Below are 17821 nucleotides of genomic sequence, written 5' to 3'. Positions count from 1 at the left end.
GTTAGATTTTATGAGTTTTTTACATTTATTCTTGTAATTGCTTTTTTAAGAGCAATTTCAGCTCTTTGTAAGTCAGTTGATTCACTTGAGTTTTTTATTCTTTCTTCAGCTCTTTTTTTAGCTTCTTTAGCACGATTTAAATCAATTTCTTCTTTAGATTCAATTGAATTAGCAATGATTTTTGTTTCATCATCATTAACATACATAAATCCACCACCTACAGCGAATTCATGACATTGTTTGTCAATAATATAATTCATCATCGAAATTTCAATTCCACATGCAAGTGGCATATGATGAGCTAAAATTCCAATTTGTCCAGCTGTAGATCGAATATTTAACTGATCAATTTCCACATCTTGGTAGATACCACTTGGTGTAACTATTTTAAGCTTGAATTTAGCCATTTATTAATGTCTTCGCTTTTTCTATAGCTTCTTCAATTGTACCTACATTGTGGAATGCTTGTTCTGGTAAATCATCATGTTTACCTTCAAGAATTTCTTTAAATCCTTTAATTGTATCTTTAATATGAACATATTTACCATCTAATCCCGTAAATTGGCTGGCTACAGTAAATGGCTGTGATAAATAATTACGAACTCTACGCGCACGTGCTACGGTTAATTTATCTTCTTCACCTAATTCATCCATTCCCAAAATTGCAATAATATCTTGTAATTCTTGGAATCTTTGTAAGATTTGTTGTACTCCATGAGCAACTTCATAATGTTCTTTTCCTACAACTAATGGATCAAGTGCTCTTGATGAAGAATTAAGTGGATCAACGGCAGGATAAATTCCTAATGCAGCAATTGAACGATCTAATACAACTTTAGCATCTAGATGAGCAAAAGTTGTTGCAGGAGCTGGATCGGTTAAATCATCTGCTGGTACATATACTGCTTGTACTGATGTAATTGATCCTTTTTTAGTAGAAGTAATTCGTTCTTGTAATGCTCCCATTTCTGTAGCTAGAGTTGGTTGATATCCAGCTTGTGAAGGAACACGTCCAAGCAATGCCGATACTTCTGAACCTGCTTGAGTAAAACGGAAGATATTATCAATAAATAATAATACATCTTGACCCTGTTCATCACGGAATTCTTCAGCCATTGTAAGTCCTGTTAAAGCTACTCTTAAACGAGCTCCAGGTGGTTCATTCATTTGACCAAAAACCAATGTTGTTTTTGATAAAACGCCACTTTCTTTCATTTCATAATACAAATCATTACCTTCACGGCTACGTTCTCCAACACCAGCAAAAACAGATAAACCACCATGTTGTGTTGCAATGTTGTTGATAAACTCTTGAATTAATACAGTTTTTCCAACACCTGCTCCACCGAATAATCCAATTTTACCACCTTTAATAAATGGACAAATTAAGTCAACTACTTTAATCCCTGTTTCTAAGATTTCTGTTTCTGTTCTTTGTTGTGCATATGTTGGCGCACTTCGATGAATTGGCATTTTTTTAACATCATCACCTAGTGCTTCTTTTCCATCGATTGGTTGTCCTAAAACGTTGAACATTCTTCCTAGTGTAGCATTACCTACTGGTACTGAAATCGGCTGTCTTGTATCAATAGCTTCCATCCCTCTTTTAACACCATCAGTAGGACCCATAGCAACACAGCGAACAATATCATCACCAATATGTTGTGCTACTTCTACTACTAGTAATTCTTCTCCGTTTTGGATTTCAATCGCCGTATTTAATGCCGGTAAATTATTATCACTATTAAACTGGATATCAATTACCGGCCCCTTAGCACTAATTATTTTACCAATATTTTGTGACATACGGCACCTCCTTATTGTGCATTAGCTCCAGCCACAATTTCACTAATTTCATTAGTAATTGCAGTTTGACGAGCTTGATTATATTTTAATAATAATTGTTCTGTTAGTTCATCAGCATTATCAGTCGCATTTTCCATTGATATTCTTCTTGCAGCATTTTCACTTGTTGATGATTCTATAACATAGCCATAAATTACTGCTTGTAAATACATTGGAATTAAATTATCTAATACTTCCTGTGAACTTGGTTCAAACAATGTTGCTTTTTTTGAAATTTCGATATGATCAAAATCATAAGGATCAATAGGTAATAAAGTAACAATTCTTGGTTTAAATGTTAAATTATTAACAAATTCTGTATAAACAATTTTAATCTTTCTAATTTCTTTTTCGCGGTACATTCTAGTTAACTCATTTACTAGATTAATAATATCTTTAAAATTGAAAGTTGTACTAAGACTTTCATATTTAGAATCCGTAATCCCTTGATGATTTTTAGTTAAATAACTTGTTGCTTTAGAACCAATACTATATACATAATCATCTGGTTTAATCACATTTTTAATTTCTTTAAAAACGTTAGCATTATAACCACCACAAAGACCTAAACTTGAAGCAATAACAATATATACATCTTTTTTTACATCATTATTTTCAATCAAATAAACACTATCATTATCACCTTTACAGTTTGCTAAAATTTCTGCAGTCATCAAAGCAACATTAGTATAATAGGGCTTTGATTGTTCTAATTGATTTCTAGTTTTACGAAGTTTAGATGTTGCAACTAATTCCATTGCTTTAGTAATTTTTTTAGTTGATTCAACTGATCTAATTCTTCGCTTAATTTCTTGCATTCCTCCAGGCATAGTTTACTACCCCTTTGCTTGAGTTTTTTCAAATTGACTTACAAATGCACCAATAACATCTTTCATTTCTTTTTCTAAATCAGATGTAATTTCTTTTTTATCATTTATCTCATCAATGATATTCTTTTGAGTCATTTCAATATGTTCTACTAGTTGATTCATAAAATTAGATACTTGTTCCACTGCTAATGTTTTTGTAAATCCATATTTTAATGCAAATAATGTAATTACTTGTGTTGCTACACTACGTGGAGAATATTGTGCTTGTTTCAATACTTCACGTACTTTTGCTCCATGATCTAATGTTGCTTTAGTAGCTGCATCCAAATCAGAACCAAATTGAGCAAATGCTTGCATTTCTGCATATTGAGCTAATTCTAGTTTCAATGAACCAGATACTTGCTTCATTGCCTTAATTTGTGCAGATGAACCAACACGGCTTACTGAAAGCCCAGTATCAATTGCTGGTCTAAACCCAGCATTGAACAATTCTTGTTGTAAGAAAATTTGTCCGTCTGTAATTGAGATTACATTTGTTGGAATATATGCTGAAATATCACCAGCTTGTGTTTCAATAATTGGTAAAGCAGTTATTGATCCACCACCATTTTCTTCATTTAATCGACATGCTCTTTCTAATAATCTTGAATGTAAATAGAAGACATCTCCAGGATATGCTTCACGTCCTGGTGGTCTTTTTAATAATAGAGATACAGTACGATAAGCAACCGCATGTTTTGATAAATCATCATAAACGATTAAAACATCCTTACCTTGCTCTAACCATTCTTCAGCAATTGCACAACCTGCATATGGTGCAATATATTGAACAGGAGCAAGTTCACTAGCTGAAGCACACACTACTGTTGTATATTCCATTGCACCACCTTGACGTAATTTTTCTACTATTTGGGCAACAGTTGAATTTTTTTGTCCAATAGCAACATATATACAATAAATATTTTGCCCCTTTTGATTTAAAATTGTATCAATAGCGATTGCTGTTTTACCAGTTTGTCGATCACCAATAATCAACTCACGTTGTCCACGACCAATTGGAATAATTGCATCAATTGAAGTAATTCCTGTTTGTAATGGTTGATCTACTGATTTTCTAGTCATAACACCACTAGCAACTCTTTCAATTGGACGAGTATGTGAAGTAATAATTTCTCCATTTCCGTCAATTGCTTGTCCTAAAGGATTAACAACACGTCCTAACATTTCATCTCCAACAGGAACTTCCATGATCTTTCCAGTACGTTTAACTTCATCGCCTTCTTTAATCGTACTTTCTGAACCAAGCAATACAGCACCAACACTATCTTCATCTAAATTCATAACCATTCCATAAACATCATTTGGAAAAGCTAAAAGCTCACCTAACATGGCATCATCTAAGCCGTGGATTACACTTACACCGTCACCAACAGTCATAACGGTTCCTACATCTTTTTGTTCAATCACTTCATCAAAATGTTTGATTTGCTCTTTGATTAAACTGCTAATTTCATCTGGTCTAAGCCCCACTATTTTCACCTACTTTCTTAATAGTTCTTTTTTCAATAATGAAACTTTATTTTTGATTGTTCCATCAAAAACCCGATTATTTACTTCCACTTTAATTCCACCAATTAAAGTTGGATCTTTAACAACATTAAGTTTAACAAGTTTATTTTCTACTTTTCCGATTGCTTGTTCAACTTGTTTTAAAGATTCCTGTGAAATATCATAAGAAGTATATAAAATACCTTCTTCAATTCCAAAATAATCATTACATAATTTTTTAAATTCTTTAATTATTTCTTGAAGATAGCGAATTCTTCTTTTTTTGATCAATAACTTTAAAAAATTAACTATATAAATATTAACTGTTCCTTTAAAGCTTTGATCAATTAAATTACATTTAACTTCATCATCAATTAAAACATGACTAAAAAAAGTTAAGAATTCCGGCTCGTTACTAAAGATTTCATTTATCAATAGCATATCTTTTTGATAACTATCAACTGCATTTTCATCTTTAGCTAAAGAAAACAATGAAACAGCATAACAATGTGCTACAGTCTCCATTATTTATCAATTTCCTTAATAAACTCATCTACTAACTTTTCATTAGTTTTTTGATTCATTTCCTGATTCATTATTTTACTAGCCACATCAATTGCAATATTAACAATTTCACTCTTTACTTCTGCTTTAGCTGCAAGCTTTTCTGCTTCAATTTCTTTTGATACTCGATCTAGTTTTTCTTTCGCTTCTTCATTTGCTTTTTCAATGATACTATCTCTTGTCTTACCAGCATCAATCTTTGCTTTTTCAACAATATTACGATATTCTTTAGCGGCAGCTCGTGATTGTTCTTCACTTGCTTCCATTAAAGCTTTAGCTTTTTGTTGCATGTTTTTAGCATCATTTACAGTTCCTTCTATGTAATCAGCACGCTTTGCAAAATAATTTTGCATTGGCTTCCATAAAAACTTTTTAAAAATGTATAACATTACTGCTGTTGCCAACAACTGCACTATCAAAGTCGTAATATTGGGGAATAATTTTGAGGCAATATCAATATCCATTCTTATTCCTCCTCTTAATTATTTTTGTTTTTATCCACCATATACGAATAATAATAGGAATGAAATTAATAATCCATAAATAGCAACTGTTTCTGTTAAGGCAATACCTAAAATCATTGTTGTACGAATTTTTCCTTCAGCTTCAGGATTTCTACCAATAGCTTCTACTGCTTTACTAGCACAAATCCCTTCACCAATACCAGTTCCTAACCCGGCACATACTGCAATACCTGCTGCAATAGCAATTAATCCTACGTCTGTCATATTTTTTCCTCCAATTTTTCACTTAATAATTAATATATCTTTAACTAGTCTAATCTTCACTTGCTTCTAACGAGATTAAAATACTAGATAAAGTCACGAATACTAAAGTTTGAATAAATCCTGCAAAAACATCAAAATATGCATGGAATATTGGGGCAATAACTGGTCCCAAAAAGTTAAAGTTTATAACATATTGAGATAAATACCCCGTAAAACTATAAATTAAAGATAATAAAATTGACCCTGCTACAATATTTCCAAATAAACGCATTGATAAAGAAATAAGTGGCGCCAATGTTCCTAAAATATTTGTTGGTGGCCAAATAATATCTTTAATATAAGTAAAGATACCTTTTGTTTTTAAAGCATTATATTGAATTAGCGTAAAAGTGATTATAGTAATCGCCAACGTAATTGAATAATTTGAAGTTGGTGCTTCAAATCCAAATAACCCACTTATATTTGATATAAATATATATATAAACATCATTGCAAAATAAGGATAATAGTTCTTAGAAAACTTACTTGGCATCAAAGTCTCCATATAATCTTGAATCATTTTTACTCCAGTTTCACAAACAAGAACAACACCCCTAGGTCTTTTTGTTGGATCTGCAACTTTAACCTTTCTTCCAACCAAAACAAAAAAGATTGATAAAATTGTCATAATAATTAATGAAAAAACTAGTTCTGGTTGAATGACAATATGTATATTTTCCATCACTTTCACCTCCTTTTCTAGATTAGTTATTTTTTATTTTATCTAACCTATCTTGTCGATATGTATCAATATAAATAGTTATCTTAATTATAAAATAACCAAGAAATACAGTTATAATATTAATCCAAGATACCTTTATTGCAATAAAAAAGCCTAATCCATAAATTAATAATTTTGTTAAAAATAGAATAATAACTAGACTGATTGTATTTGATGATATTGCCAAAATAAGATCACTCATTTTAATTATTATCTGAAATATAATCATACTAACAATATATCCAACGATTATTCCTAAAAAATATGAAATATCCATCAAAAGTAAACTAACTAAACCTGCTATTGCAAGAGCTACTAAAAATATATATTTAGAATGGCTCAATACTGTGTTTTCATTCATTTTTTCCTACTCCTAACAATAACTTTATTACATAAATAAAAGCTAGAATCAATAACCCAAATATCCATAAAGGACGAGAATTAAAATAATCATCTAACCATAAACCAGCTATTACAGCCAGTAAAAATACACCAATTACTTCAAATCCCAACCATAAGCAAAATATAATATCTTTTAAAAGTTTTCTTTTAACCTGTTTCATATTTAAAATCAATCAGTACCAAATAAACGATCTCCGGCATCACCTAAACCAGGAACAATATATCCTCGATCATTTAATTTTTCATCAAGCGCTGCTAATACCAATTCTACATCTGGATGATTTTCTTCAATTACTTTAACACCTTCTGGTGCACCAACTAAGCATACTAAACGAATATCTTTTGCTCCACGTTCTTTTATGTTTGTAATTGCTGCACTTGCACTACCACCGGTTGCTAACATTGGATCTACAATGATAACAATTGAATCTTCTAGACCACTTGGAAATTTAGCATAATATTCTTCAGGCATTAATGTCTCTTCATTTCTTGCCATTCCAATATGTCCAACTTTAGCACTTGGAATAATTCTTCTAAAGCCATCAACTAATCCAATTCCTGCTCTTAAAATAGGTACTAAAACAATTGGTTTTTGTAATTTTTTTCCTATCATTGAGCAAATTGGAGTTTCAATATGTTTATCTTCTAAAGGTAAATCCTTTGTTACTTCATAAGCCATCAACATAGCTATTTCATCTAAATTATCTTTAAATACAACATTATTTGTATTTTTATCACGCATAATTGTTAATTTATGATTAATTAATGCATGATTAAGGATAGTAGTCGCCATACAATTTCACTCCTTAAATGTATTTAATATCACGATACATTTCTACTTTATCAGTTAACGTTTTAACACGTCTTAAACATGCTTCTTTAATTTCTTCGGTTTCTTCATTTTTAAGACGATAAGCAATAATTTTACCTACTTCAATAAAATCTTCTTCTTTAAATCCCTTAGTTGTCATTGCTGGAGTCCCAACTCTAATTCCACTAGCTTTAAATGGTTTTTCACTGTCAAAAGGAATTGCATTTTTATTAGCAGTAATATTGATTTCATCTAATAAACGTTCAGCTTTTTTGCCTGAAATACCACAACTTGTTTTTACATCAATTAAAAGTAAATGATTATCAGTTCCACCTGCTACTAATCTAAATCCTTCTTCTTTTAATGAATTTTCTAATGCTTTAGCATTTTTAATAACTTGATTAGCATATTCTTTAAATTCAGGTTGCATTGCTTCATAAAAACACGCTGCTTTTGCTGCAATAATATGCATTAATGGTCCTCCTTGCATTCCTGGAAAAACCGCACGATCAATATCCGCTGCAAATTCTTTTTTACACATAATTGCTCCACCACGTGGCCCACGTAATGTTTTATGCGTTGTTGTTGTCACAATATCTGCATGAGGAAATGGTGAAGGATGCACTCCAGCTGCAACTAATCCAGCAATATGAGCCATGTCTACCATAAATAATGCACCTACTTCATGAGCACATTTAGCCATATATTCAAAGTCAATTATTCTTGAATATGCACTTGCTCCAGCCACTACTAACTTAGGTTTGATTTCTTGACATTTCTTTTTAAAATCTTCATAATCAATTGTTTCACTGTCTTTAGTTACTCCATAACTATAAAATTCATAATTAATTCCTGAAAAATTTAATGGATGTCCATGAGTTAAATGTCCTCCATCAGCTAAAGACATTCCTAATACTTTATCACCATGATTTAATAAAGCCATATATACAGCTGTATTTGCTTGTGCTCCACTATGTGGTTGAACATTTGCATACTCGGCTCCATAAATTTCACAAAGTCTTTCCTTAGCTAATGTTTCTACCTCATCTACAAACTTACATCCACCATAATATCTTTTCCCAGGATATCCTTCAGCATATTTATTTGTTAAAACACTTCCTGCCAATTCCATAATTTCTGGTGATACAAAATTTTCTGAAGCAATTAATTCAATATTATTTCTTTGACGATTTAATTCCCTTTCCACACTTTCAAATACAGCAAGATCTTTCATCTAATTTTCCCCCTCATATGCCATCATTTTTGCAATTCGTTGATCATGTCTTCCACCTTCATATTGACCATCTAACCATGCTTTTACAATTTCTAAAGCTAAACCTTCACCAATCACTCTTTGGCCCATAGCAAGCATATTTGTATCATTATGTGCTCGTGTTGCTTTAGCGCTAAATACATCATGGCATAATGCACAACGAATACCTTTTACTTTATTAGCTGTAATACTTACACCTATTCCTGTTCCACATACAACAATTCCTTTATCGCATGTTCCTTTAGCTACTGCTAAAGCTGCTTTTCCAGCATAATCAGGATAATCACAACTTTCTTCATTATAACAACCAAAATCTTCTACTTCATAACCAGTATCTTTTAAATATTCAACTAAAACATTTTTTAATCTAAATCCACCATGATCGCACGCTACTGCAATTTTCATTAAATTACCTCCAATATTTGTTTTTCAGAAATATCACCTACTCGTAATATTTCTACTTTTCCCTTGCTTAAATCAATAATCGTACTTGCTTTTTTACTAACACTTTCACCTTTTACAATTAATGGAATTTTACCAGAAAATACTTTCATTACTGCTTTATCATCAACAAGAGTATCTTCACCAGAAAGATTGGCACTAGTTACCAACATCGGTCCAGTTTTCTCTAATAAAGATAAAACAAATTTATCATCAGGAATTCTAATTCCAATAGTATCCAAAGATGCTGTAAAATAGTCATCAATAAATTCTCTTTTTTTTAAAATGATAGTGACCATTCCTGGCATAAAAGATTTTATAATTTTTCTAGCTTGATCATTGACATATGCGTATTTTTCAATATCCTTAGGATTATTTATCATCATTGAAATTGCTTTATGTCTATCTCGATGTTTTAATTCATATAAAGAATTTAAAGCCTCGTATGATCCAAATTTAATTCCCAAACCAAAAACAGTTTCAGTTGGAAAAGCTACAACCTGATTATCACTAACTAACTTAGCCACTTCTTCAATTGCATTCTTTTCAACTAAAACTGTATTCATGAAATCACCTCATTTGCACCCATTATACAATAAATATTTGAAAATTTGTAGACATTTTATATATTTTTATAAGATACACTTTAATAACAATCTTAACCTAATCTTTATATTATCATAACATAATCTTTAAATTATACATTTGCCATATTATTAAAAAAATAATTTTCTATCTATATTATTTCCATTAAGCAATAGTTTGAAAAAGTCAATAATTTACTTTTTATATTGTTTACTATATAATTAAATCATAATAATTGTTTAAGGATGGTTTTATTTATGAAAAAAATAGGGAAATTATTGTTAATGCTAATACTATGTTTTGGATTTGTAGGTTGTTCAAATAATAAAAATGTTGCTAATATTACTGAAAAATTTGAAGAGAAAAATTATAATATCAGCTATAATAGTGGAGATGAGCCTACAGTTACAATAAGCGAATCTAAAAATGGTAAAGATGTAAGTCAATTTATTGCTTATATCAAAGATAAAAAGGTTGAATCTATTGCATATATCAAATTACCTGATGATTCTCAAAATTATGATGATATGTTGATTGGCTTTATTTATGCTGATGAAAAAAGTGATTCAGAAGTTAATGAGAATACTAAAACAGCTGCTGTTTCTGTTTTAAAAGAATTTAATCTTACTATTGATGATTTGGTTGATTATGTTTCAGAAATTAATGAAACTGAAGGAAAAGCACTAACTAATAAATCTTAACAATCTCACTAAGGTAAAATTGTTATTTTTTATCATAACCACGCCTAAAAGACGTGGTATGCACCCGCCTGCTGTTGCGCTAGTCATTCGACCACTGAACGCCTTGACAGCCGCAACGTCATTTACTCACTGACCCTCAAAGGGTCTTTTACTTTTTTTCTTTTTCTTGTACCCTTCCACTGGTTCTCCTGTGAACGGGTCAATAAATTCTTCCATACTCATTTGATCACTCAACTTATCTTCCGCTAACTGATTTTGAATATATTCTCTCACTGTCTTCTCGTTCTTTCCTACTGTATCTACAAAATAGCCTCTTGCCCAAAATTTTCGATTTCCATATTTATATTTCATACTTGCATGACGATCAAATATCATAAGCGTTGACTTGCTTTTCAGGTATCCCATAAACTCCGCCACAGAATACTTTGGTGGTATTTCTAATAGAAGATGAATATGATCAGGACATAACTCTCCTTCTATCAGCTCTACTCCCGGTTTTCTTTCAATTAAGGTCTTTATAATTAATCTTATATCATGTCTTAATTTATTGTATATTACCATCCTTCTAAATTTTGGTACTATTACAATATGATATTTACATCTATATGATGTATGTGATAAACTTTTTGTGTCTTTCATAGACTAACCTCCTCGTTATTTTATTTGCAGCTGCCAGGCTACAATTATTATATCACGAGGAGGTTTTTTACCCAGACGCTAAAGCTTTATTGTTACCACGCGCATAGCACGTGGTTTTTGTTTCACAATAAAAAAAGAAATGATAATTAGTTGTTTATCATTTCTTTTTGTTTTAAAAGTCAAATTCTAAGGGATTATAACTAGTTCTCATATTTTGGTTCATTTGATTTAATTCATGTATATCATCTAATGAAATATCAAAATCAAATACAGAAATATTTTCTAATAATCTTGATGGATTTTTAGATTTAGGAATTGGTATAATTCCTTGTTGAATATTCCAGCGAATTAATAATTGGGCGGGACTTTTTTGATATTTTGAAGCAATTTTCATAATTCTTGGATCTTCCATGTCTCCTCGAAGTAAAGGTCCCCAGGCTATAATTTGAATATTATTTTTCTTACAAAATGAAATTAAAGTTTCATCATGCATAAATGGAGTATGTTCAATTTGATTTATCATTGGTGCTATTTCACAATTGTTTAATAAAAATTCTAATTGACTCTTTTCAAAATTACAGACACCGATTGATTTAGCTAAACCCTCTTTATATAAATATTCCAATGCTTTTCATGTATTTAACATTCTTTCTTTATTTAAACCAGGCCAATGAATTAAAAAAGAATCTAAATATTGTGTTTTTAGCTTTTTTAAAGAATCGTAAAAACTAGAAATAGTATTATCATAACCTTGATTACAATTATCTACCTTACTTATAAGAAAAATATCTTCTCTTAATATTTTATTCTTTTTTAATGCTTCGCCAAGAGCAGTTTCATTTTTATACATTTGAGCAGTATCAAATAATTTATATCCATCTTGATATGCCAAAAATATTACATCATTCATCTCTTTTTCACTTATTTTATATACACCTAAGCCAATGTCTGGTATTTCTAGATTATTCGCTAACTTCATCATCCTGCGTACCTTTCATGATTAATTTATAATAATATTATAATGTTGTTATATGCTAGTTACAAGTTACTACTCAATAATATCATCGCCTTATTATTTTAATATAAAAAGGTTCTCTATAAGAACCTTAAAAATAACTATTCTTTTAACTTAAGTATTTTTTGATTATAAAATTTTGAAGATTTTTGGACTTCATCATTCAATTTTTCAAAACCAATCTCTTCCATTAATGTTGGTTTATTAGAAAATAAGTTAGTTCCTAAACCCAATTTATCTCCTTCTATTTTTGCCCCCATTGAAGCTAAAATTGTTGGATACAAATCCATTGTACTGAATTCTCTGTTTTTATCATTTATTGGTTGTACAACACTATTTATAATGCAATTATATGGTGTTCTAATATAATTATCATCAAGTTCAGTGAAAAATTTCTCTGACATGCTATTGTGATCTCCAGTAATTACTATCGTTGTATTTTCATACCATGGTTGGCTTTTACACCATTCAATAAAATTATTTACTTGTCTAGATTGACATTCAATAACATTAGCATATTGATTTTTATGATCTTTTTTGCATAAATTACACAAATATCCATCTGGTGTATGAGTATCAATTGTTGCAATCTCCATATTAAATGGTTTTTCTTGTTTTGCTAAAAGTGTTAAATCTTTTTTTGCTAAATCAAATAATTTAGCATCTTCAATACCCCAAAATACAAAATAATCCTCAGGAATTTCACCATTTTCAACAAAACTATCATAATCGCGAATAATATAATTTCCATGCTGTTTATAGAAATTTGAAGTACCTCCAAAATCAGCTTTAGAACCACACATAAATTCATTTACATATCCATTATTTTCTAAAATCTCACCAATAGAGTAACCTCCAGGTAAAAAAGCTGTATCATTATCATAGTTATGACTTGTTAAAGGCAAAGTTAAGGGAATTCCCATATTTTGTGATACTTGTGAAGCAATAGTCCATTGCGTTCCATCAATAGTTCTGCTTCCTCCTAAATCATTACTATTTGAAAAACTAACATTTTCTTTAGCTAAATTAGTTAATTCTGGAATATAATTAGTTGTTTTTTCATCATCTATCTTAATATTTGAGTAAGTATTTTCTACAGATTCTAAATATAAATGTATCAAATTACGTTTCCCATTATTAAAACTAACGTTTACTTCACTTGGATCAACATAATATTTTTCATATAAATTAGTTTCTTCAAATATATTAAATAGATATTGAATAAGATTATAGTTATTAATTGTAAATATTAGTGAGCCCGCAATTCCTAATATTGCTATTTTAATATAATTTTTTCTTATAAATAAAAAGATTTTTTCTTTTGTTTTTTTAAAAACATGATGTAAATTAAAAATTAACAATGTTATTATACTAACAATTAATATACTAAGCGGTATTGTTGAAACAAACCAATCTAAATAAATTCCATTATCTGTCCCTTCCATCGGTACTTTTAAATGAAAAACAATTTGACTTAATGTTTTTACTGAAAATGTTCTATTTCCCCATATAACTGATGCAATTATCAGTACACTAATAAATAATAGTACTGTTGCAATTATATATTTTTTTTCTATTTTTTTATTTTTCATTTTTTAAAACCTCTTTAAATTTATTTTATTTAGATATTATATTATCACAGAGACAATATGAACATATTTTATATATCAAATATTACCAAAAAATGTATTATTAATTAAAAATTAAATTTTTATTCTAAAATATTGATACAAAGATTATTCTTTTTAAATAAAGTTAAAATTGAATAGGGGCTAAGAATTAAAATCTTTCGCCCCTTTCACAACACCGTGCGTAGGGTTCCCTACACGGCGTTTCATAAGTTTATAGAGTTGTAATAATCTAGTGCACTTATAAATCCGTATATTTTTAATACTTCATTTGTAAGTGTCCTTTTTAGTATGAAGCTATTGGCGATGTGCCAGTAGCTTTTTCTTGTGTTTGCCCATTCCCATGCCTTACTTTTATTAATACCTAGTTTTTGTAAATTTCTATACCTTGTTCTTACTAACTTCCATCTTTTCCAATATATCATTCGTATTCTTCTTCTCATCCATGAGTCTATTTCCCTTAGATGTTTACTCATATTCGCTATCCTATAGTAATTCACCCAACCTGTAATGTATTCTTTTAACTCTTTAGCTAATTCCTTACTTGATATTGGTCGGTTCCTTTTGGTGATTTCCTTTATTCTCTTTTTCATCTTTTCTTTAGATTTCTTGTGAACAGTGATTCGTACATTACCACTCTTCTCTATATAAAATCCAAAGCCCAAGAATTTTATATCAGTAATATAGGCTACCTTTGTCTTCTCTTGGTTCACTTTTACAAATAATTTCTCTTCTAAATATCTTGTCACTGTTTCTTTGACTCTCATTGCACTTCTTTTACTTTTGAATAGTATGACACAGTCATCTGCGTACCTTACAAATCGATTTCCTCTTCTTTCCATTTCTTTATCAAATTCATTAAGATATATATTTGATAATAATGGGCTGAGTGGCCCACCTTGGGGTACTCCTTTTGTAGTTTCTTCAAACTTATGTTTTACTATGACTCCTGCATTGAGATATTTATGTATGAGTGATATAACTCTTCCGTCTTTAATAGTTTGTGACAATATCTGTATAAGTCTTGAATGGTTGACTGTATCAAAGTACTTCTCTAAATCTAGGTCTACTGTATATCGATATCCTTCATTGGCGTATTCGACTACTTTTCTTACTGCTTGATGGGCATTTCTTCTTGGTCGGAACCCATAACTATTGTCACTGAATTGGGGTTCAAATATTGGTGTCAGTACCTGTACTATCGCCTGTTGTATGACCCTATCCGTCACTGTTGGAATTCCTAACTCTCTTTTCTTTCCGTTATCTTTTGGTATTTCTACTCTTTTAACGGCTTGTGGACTATAATGTCCCTCCATGATAAGTTTCTTTAGATAAGACCAGTGTTGTGCGAAATGCGTACGAACTTCTGCGACTTGCATTTTATCTACACCACCACTTCCCTTATTACTCATAACCCTTTGGATTGCCTTTTCTATATTGGCATCCTCCATAATTGTTTCAAGTAACTTCTCATGTACTACAAATCTATTGGTGTTCTTCGTATGTGATATCTCTTGTTTTGATGTAGGATACACTTCTCCACTATTGTCGTATTCCGTACTATCTTCATAGAGTAAGCCTAATGATAGTTGACAGTATCCTATTTTATCTTGAGTATCTTTCATTTCCAGTTCACCTCCTTATGTTCGGTCCTTCGCTAGATAACCATTACAGTTATCATCATCACTACTATGACCTCGGCTGACTTCCTAGGACAAACGTTTCCACCATGATTACATTTTCATCATGTTCCTAGGACCTCCCACGGTAAGACATAACACTTTCATCCTATGTACCCACTATCTTTACACTGCTTATTCCGTCGTACTATTGGACTTCGATTTGTTTAGCAATCTCATCCGATAAGCTTCTGCCTAAAATAGTTCGTATTCCTTGGGTCAGGACTTTGCCTCCAACTTCCTCCCGTTCACACCTTACGATGGATACCTTGTCTTCGGCTAGTGGTTGGTAGTACGAAACCCCCACAGTGGACTTTCACCACCTAGTCTTATGTCATGCGTGGCACACTAAAAAAATAGGCTTTTAAAAAACCTATTTTTATTTGACTTTATTTAAAAACAAATTTTCATATTTATTTATAATTAAATCCCAAGAATACCTTTGTTTAATTATTTGTTTCGCTTCATTTCCTAATTTTTGAATATATTCATTTGAAAATGTTTCTACATTATTTATGATATCTGTCAAACTATTTAATTGTTTTCCCCAATAAATTGCTGTACTATCACCAACTTCAATATTAAAATCAACATTTAACAATAAATTAATATTTGTTGTTGCCATAGCTTCTAATAATGATGGGTTGGTTCCACCAACTGAATGTCCATGAATATATGCAAATGCATTTATTCTTATTGCTTTTAATAATTCTTGATCATACACAGTTCCAACAAATTTGATTCTTGTATCTTTTTCAAAATCAGTATTTTTTTTAAGATTATCATAATATTTATTATTTTCAAGATTGGTAATGATTACTAAATCTCTTTTTGAATTTGAATTCATAAATTCTCTAATCATTATTTCAAAATTATTTTCTGGAACAAATCTTCCTACTATTAAATAATAATTATTCTTTTCTAATTTATTAGTTTTATACCATTCATTTACTTTTTTTTCATCTATTTTTGAATTATCATCTATGTTAGCACCATAAGCAATATATGTAGTATTAGGCTTGTATTTCTTATAAGTTTCTTTTATATAATTTTCGATTCCCATAGAATCACATATTGCTAAATCACAATTTTTGATCATTAATCGTTCTGACAGTTTCCAATATTTTTTTATAAAAGCATTCCATTTAGCTCTTTTCCATTCATGACCATCTGGATTCACATATAATAAACAATCTAATTTATGCAATTGTTTTTTATAATGATTTATAAATGGTCCAATTCTACACGCCAATATGTATACAATAGAACCCTTTAAATTATTTGTTCTTATATAATTTATTACTTGCTTTAATGCATAAAGGTCATATAAAACTGCTTTTGCGGGACCTATATCAGGTACACTTACTTTAAAACATCTAGCATTATTATATTCAAATTCTTCATTATTTTCACCTATACAGGCTACATGATATTTTATCTTTTTACTTTTTTTGTTTTCAGTTAACTTTTCTACGAATGTTTCAAAACCGCCATATTTTGCAGGAATGCCTTTAGATCCAATTATAAATACATTCTTCATATTTACCTCCATTTAATAAAAAGATTTGGCAAAAAGCCAATCTTTTTATTTATGTTTTATTCAGTTGGTTGAGGATATTTAATAATAAATCCTCTAAAAATTCCTTTTCTATTTTCATTACAGCAATCAAATGTATATGTGTATCCTAATGAATCACTATAATCTAATCTTCCATCTGTTGCATGTTCAGGATCACCTAAGTTATTATAGAATTTATATAAATTTGTTTTTCCATCCATTTTAAATGTATAATCTTCAGTAACTACTTCAATTGAATCAAAAACTTTTTCATAATCAAATGTAGACAAATTATCATATTTTACTTCAATTTGAGTCACTCTTGCCTCTGCTACTGGAGCTTTTTTATTTGTATCATTTTCATATCTTACTGGGAAATGTTGTGACTGACCATCACTTGTTTCAACGTTAAGATAAGCAACCATAGAAGAAATGCCATTGGCATCAATTTCTTCATCATCTACTGAATTTCCAGTATCATTTAAAGTGACAGTTCCTAATTGGCTTAAATAATTTGCATATTCACCAACAGTTTCAGGAATAGAAAAGTTTTTATCTTCAATTGTAAAATATTTAATTAAACCTTGAGATTCTTGAAAATCATCTACCGTTTTAATATTAACGCTTGTTTCTTCAATCTTATTATCTTTACTATCTGTATTGTTTCCTTTTGTTTCAGTTTTACTACATGCAGTTAACCCAAAGATAAGTCCTGCAGAAATAAACAAAGTACACAGTTTTTTTAACATTTTATTTTCCTCCATAAAAAGTAACACATCTATATATTACACTAATTTTAATTATGCGACAATCT

General features: G+C 30.0%; 20 protein-coding genes and 1 pseudogene. 1 reads left to right on the top strand and 20 read right to left on the bottom strand.

Annotated features, from left to right (window positions below; translation table 11 throughout):
- Window positions 1-8 precede the first annotated feature (8 nt).
- The 14 genes from atpC to NQ543_RS00335 are packed head-to-tail and all read right to left on the bottom strand — an operon-like array spanning window position 9 to window position 9768.
- Complete coding sequence (gene atpC, locus NQ543_RS00400) at window positions 9-407, bottom strand: ATP synthase F1 subunit epsilon (RefSeq protein ID WP_004610786.1); 399 nt, start codon at window positions 405-407, stop codon at window positions 9-11.
- Complete coding sequence (atpD, locus tag NQ543_RS00395; protein WP_004610787.1) at window positions 400-1806, bottom strand: F0F1 ATP synthase subunit beta; 1407 nt, start codon at window positions 1804-1806, stop codon at window positions 400-402. The genes atpC and atpD overlap by 8 nt, the downstream gene beginning before the upstream one ends.
- 11 nt (window positions 1807-1817) lie before the next feature.
- Window positions 1818-2675 (bottom strand): ATP synthase F1 subunit gamma, encoded by an 858-nt coding sequence (gene atpG, locus NQ543_RS00390; RefSeq protein ID WP_004610788.1) that lies wholly within the window; start codon window positions 2673-2675, stop codon window positions 1818-1820.
- A gap of 6 nt (window positions 2676-2681) precedes the next feature.
- Window positions 2682-4205, bottom strand: a complete 1524-nt coding sequence (gene atpA / locus NQ543_RS00385; protein ID WP_083784307.1) for a F0F1 ATP synthase subunit alpha — start codon at window positions 4203-4205, stop codon at window positions 2682-2684.
- A gap of 9 nt (window positions 4206-4214) precedes the next feature.
- Window positions 4215-4748 carry a F0F1 ATP synthase subunit delta gene (locus NQ543_RS00380; protein WP_004610790.1) on the bottom strand — a complete coding sequence of 178 codons (534 nt, stop codon included), beginning with the start codon at window positions 4746-4748 and terminating at the stop codon, window positions 4215-4217.
- Window positions 4748-5251 carry a F0F1 ATP synthase subunit B gene (atpF, locus tag NQ543_RS00375; RefSeq protein ID WP_004610791.1) on the bottom strand — a complete coding sequence of 168 codons (504 nt, stop codon included), beginning with the start codon at window positions 5249-5251 and terminating at the stop codon, window positions 4748-4750. The genes NQ543_RS00380 and atpF overlap by 1 nt, the downstream gene beginning before the upstream one ends.
- A 30-nt stretch (window positions 5252-5281) precedes the next feature.
- Window positions 5282-5515 (bottom strand): ATP synthase F0 subunit C, encoded by a 234-nt coding sequence (atpE, locus tag NQ543_RS00370; protein WP_004610792.1) that lies wholly within the window; start codon window positions 5513-5515, stop codon window positions 5282-5284.
- A gap of 49 nt (window positions 5516-5564) precedes the next feature.
- Complete coding sequence (locus NQ543_RS00365) at window positions 5565-6236, bottom strand: F0F1 ATP synthase subunit A (RefSeq protein ID WP_004610793.1); 672 nt, start codon at window positions 6234-6236, stop codon at window positions 5565-5567.
- Window positions 6237-6258: 22 nt separating this feature from the next.
- Window positions 6259-6636 (bottom strand): hypothetical protein, encoded by a 378-nt coding sequence (locus tag NQ543_RS00360; RefSeq protein WP_004610794.1) that lies wholly within the window; start codon window positions 6634-6636, stop codon window positions 6259-6261.
- A complete protein-coding gene (locus NQ543_RS00355) occupies window positions 6629-6838 on the bottom strand; it encodes a hypothetical protein (protein WP_004610795.1) in 210 nt (69 codons plus the stop codon). The genes NQ543_RS00360 and NQ543_RS00355 overlap by 8 nt, the downstream gene beginning before the upstream one ends.
- A gap of 8 nt (window positions 6839-6846) precedes the next feature.
- The gene (upp, locus tag NQ543_RS00350) at window positions 6847-7470 is read right to left on the bottom strand and encodes a uracil phosphoribosyltransferase (RefSeq protein WP_004610796.1); all 624 of its coding nucleotides are present in this window, start codon (window positions 7468-7470) and stop codon (window positions 6847-6849) included.
- Between the two features lie 13 nt (window positions 7471-7483).
- Window positions 7484-8722 carry a serine hydroxymethyltransferase gene (locus NQ543_RS00345; protein ID WP_004610797.1) on the bottom strand — a complete coding sequence of 413 codons (1239 nt, stop codon included), beginning with the start codon at window positions 8720-8722 and terminating at the stop codon, window positions 7484-7486.
- A complete protein-coding gene (gene rpiB / locus NQ543_RS00340) occupies window positions 8723-9166 on the bottom strand; it encodes a ribose 5-phosphate isomerase B (protein ID WP_004610798.1) in 444 nt (147 codons plus the stop codon).
- The gene (locus tag NQ543_RS00335) at window positions 9166-9768 is read right to left on the bottom strand and encodes an L-threonylcarbamoyladenylate synthase (RefSeq protein ID WP_004610799.1); all 603 of its coding nucleotides are present in this window, start codon (window positions 9766-9768) and stop codon (window positions 9166-9168) included. The genes rpiB and NQ543_RS00335 overlap by 1 nt, the downstream gene beginning before the upstream one ends.
- Window positions 9769-10044: 276 nt before the next feature.
- Between NQ543_RS00335 and NQ543_RS00330 the strand changes: the two genes are divergently transcribed.
- The gene (locus tag NQ543_RS00330; protein WP_039904784.1) at window positions 10045-10488 is read left to right on the top strand and encodes a hypothetical protein; all 444 of its coding nucleotides are present in this window, start codon (window positions 10045-10047) and stop codon (window positions 10486-10488) included.
- Window positions 10489-10614: 126 nt separating this feature from the next.
- Here NQ543_RS00330 and tnpA read toward each other — a convergent pair whose 3' ends face one another.
- The 6 genes and pseudogenes from tnpA to NQ543_RS00300 all read right to left on the bottom strand — a co-directional run bounded on the left by tnpA (window position 10615) and on the right by NQ543_RS00300 (window position 17756).
- The gene (tnpA, locus tag NQ543_RS00325; RefSeq protein ID WP_004610801.1) at window positions 10615-11127 is read right to left on the bottom strand and encodes an IS200/IS605 family transposase; all 513 of its coding nucleotides are present in this window, start codon (window positions 11125-11127) and stop codon (window positions 10615-10617) included.
- A gap of 172 nt (window positions 11128-11299) precedes the next feature.
- Window positions 11300-12106 (bottom strand): annotated as a pseudogene (locus NQ543_RS00320) (aldo/keto reductase).
- Between the two features lie 137 nt (window positions 12107-12243).
- Window positions 12244-13734, bottom strand: a complete 1491-nt coding sequence (locus NQ543_RS00315) for an LTA synthase family protein (protein ID WP_004610804.1) — start codon at window positions 13732-13734, stop codon at window positions 12244-12246.
- 242 nt (window positions 13735-13976) lie between these two features.
- A complete protein-coding gene (gene ltrA / locus NQ543_RS00310; protein ID WP_004608658.1) occupies window positions 13977-15395 on the bottom strand; it encodes a group II intron reverse transcriptase/maturase in 1419 nt (472 codons plus the stop codon).
- Window positions 15396-15828: 433 nt separating this feature from the next.
- A complete protein-coding gene (cps2T, locus tag NQ543_RS00305; RefSeq protein WP_039904786.1) occupies window positions 15829-16989 on the bottom strand; it encodes a beta 1-4 rhamnosyltransferase Cps2T in 1161 nt (386 codons plus the stop codon).
- A gap of 56 nt (window positions 16990-17045) precedes the next feature.
- Entirely contained in the window at window positions 17046-17756 is a 711-nt protein-coding gene (locus NQ543_RS00300) for a hypothetical protein (RefSeq protein WP_050752832.1), read from the bottom strand.
- Window positions 17757-17821: the final 65 nt, after the last annotated feature.

It is taken from the genome of Thomasclavelia spiroformis DSM 1552, from assembly GCF_025149465.1.
GTDB lineage: Bacteria > Bacillota_I > Bacilli_A > Erysipelotrichales > Coprobacillaceae > Thomasclavelia > Thomasclavelia spiroformis.
This window is presented reverse-complemented; position numbering and strand designations above follow the sequence as displayed.

What these genes read in the sequence shown, in the direction of transcription:
- NQ543_RS00335 (WP_004610799.1), bottom strand. Translation starts at nt 9,768, where the DNA reads ATGAATACAGTTTTAGTTGAAAAGAATGCAATTGAAGAAGTGGCTAAG.
- atpC (WP_004610786.1), bottom strand. Translation starts at nt 407, where the DNA reads ATGGCTAAATTCAAGCTTAAAATAGTTACACCAAGTGGTATCTACCAA.
- atpG (WP_004610788.1), bottom strand. Translation starts at nt 2,675, where the DNA reads ATGCCTGGAGGAATGCAAGAAATTAAGCGAAGAATTAGATCAGTTGAA.
- atpD (WP_004610787.1), bottom strand. Translation starts at nt 1,806, where the DNA reads ATGTCACAAAATATTGGTAAAATAATTAGTGCTAAGGGGCCGGTAATT.
- ltrA (WP_004608658.1), bottom strand. Translation starts at nt 15,395, where the DNA reads ATGAAAGATACTCAAGATAAAATAGGATACTGTCAACTATCATTAGGC.
- NQ543_RS00380 (WP_004610790.1), bottom strand. Translation starts at nt 4,748, where the DNA reads ATGGAGACTGTAGCACATTGTTATGCTGTTTCATTGTTTTCTTTAGCT.
- NQ543_RS00365 (WP_004610793.1), bottom strand. Translation starts at nt 6,236, where the DNA reads ATGGAAAATATACATATTGTCATTCAACCAGAACTAGTTTTTTCATTA.
- NQ543_RS00355 (WP_004610795.1), bottom strand. Translation starts at nt 6,838, where the DNA reads ATGAAACAGGTTAAAAGAAAACTTTTAAAAGATATTATATTTTGCTTA.
- NQ543_RS00300 (WP_050752832.1), bottom strand. Translation starts at nt 17,756, where the DNA reads ATGTTAAAAAAACTGTGTACTTTGTTTATTTCTGCAGGACTTATCTTT.
- tnpA (WP_004610801.1), bottom strand. Translation starts at nt 11,127, where the DNA reads ATGAAAGACACAAAAAGTTTATCACATACATCATATAGATGTAAATAT.
- cps2T (WP_039904786.1), bottom strand. Translation starts at nt 16,989, where the DNA reads ATGAAGAATGTATTTATAATTGGATCTAAAGGCATTCCTGCAAAATAT.
- NQ543_RS00315 (WP_004610804.1), bottom strand. Translation starts at nt 13,734, where the DNA reads ATGAAAAATAAAAAAATAGAAAAAAAATATATAATTGCAACAGTACTA.
- NQ543_RS00345 (WP_004610797.1), bottom strand. Translation starts at nt 8,722, where the DNA reads ATGAAAGATCTTGCTGTATTTGAAAGTGTGGAAAGGGAATTAAATCGT.
- atpF (WP_004610791.1), bottom strand. Translation starts at nt 5,251, where the DNA reads ATGGATATTGATATTGCCTCAAAATTATTCCCCAATATTACGACTTTG.
- rpiB (WP_004610798.1), bottom strand. Translation starts at nt 9,166, where the DNA reads ATGAAAATTGCAGTAGCGTGCGATCATGGTGGATTTAGATTAAAAAAT.
- atpE (WP_004610792.1), bottom strand. Translation starts at nt 5,515, where the DNA reads ATGACAGACGTAGGATTAATTGCTATTGCAGCAGGTATTGCAGTATGT.
- NQ543_RS00330 (WP_039904784.1), top strand. Translation starts at nt 10,045, where the DNA reads ATGAAAAAAATAGGGAAATTATTGTTAATGCTAATACTATGTTTTGGA.
- NQ543_RS00360 (WP_004610794.1), bottom strand. Translation starts at nt 6,636, where the DNA reads ATGAATGAAAACACAGTATTGAGCCATTCTAAATATATATTTTTAGTA.
- upp (WP_004610796.1), bottom strand. Translation starts at nt 7,470, where the DNA reads ATGGCGACTACTATCCTTAATCATGCATTAATTAATCATAAATTAACA.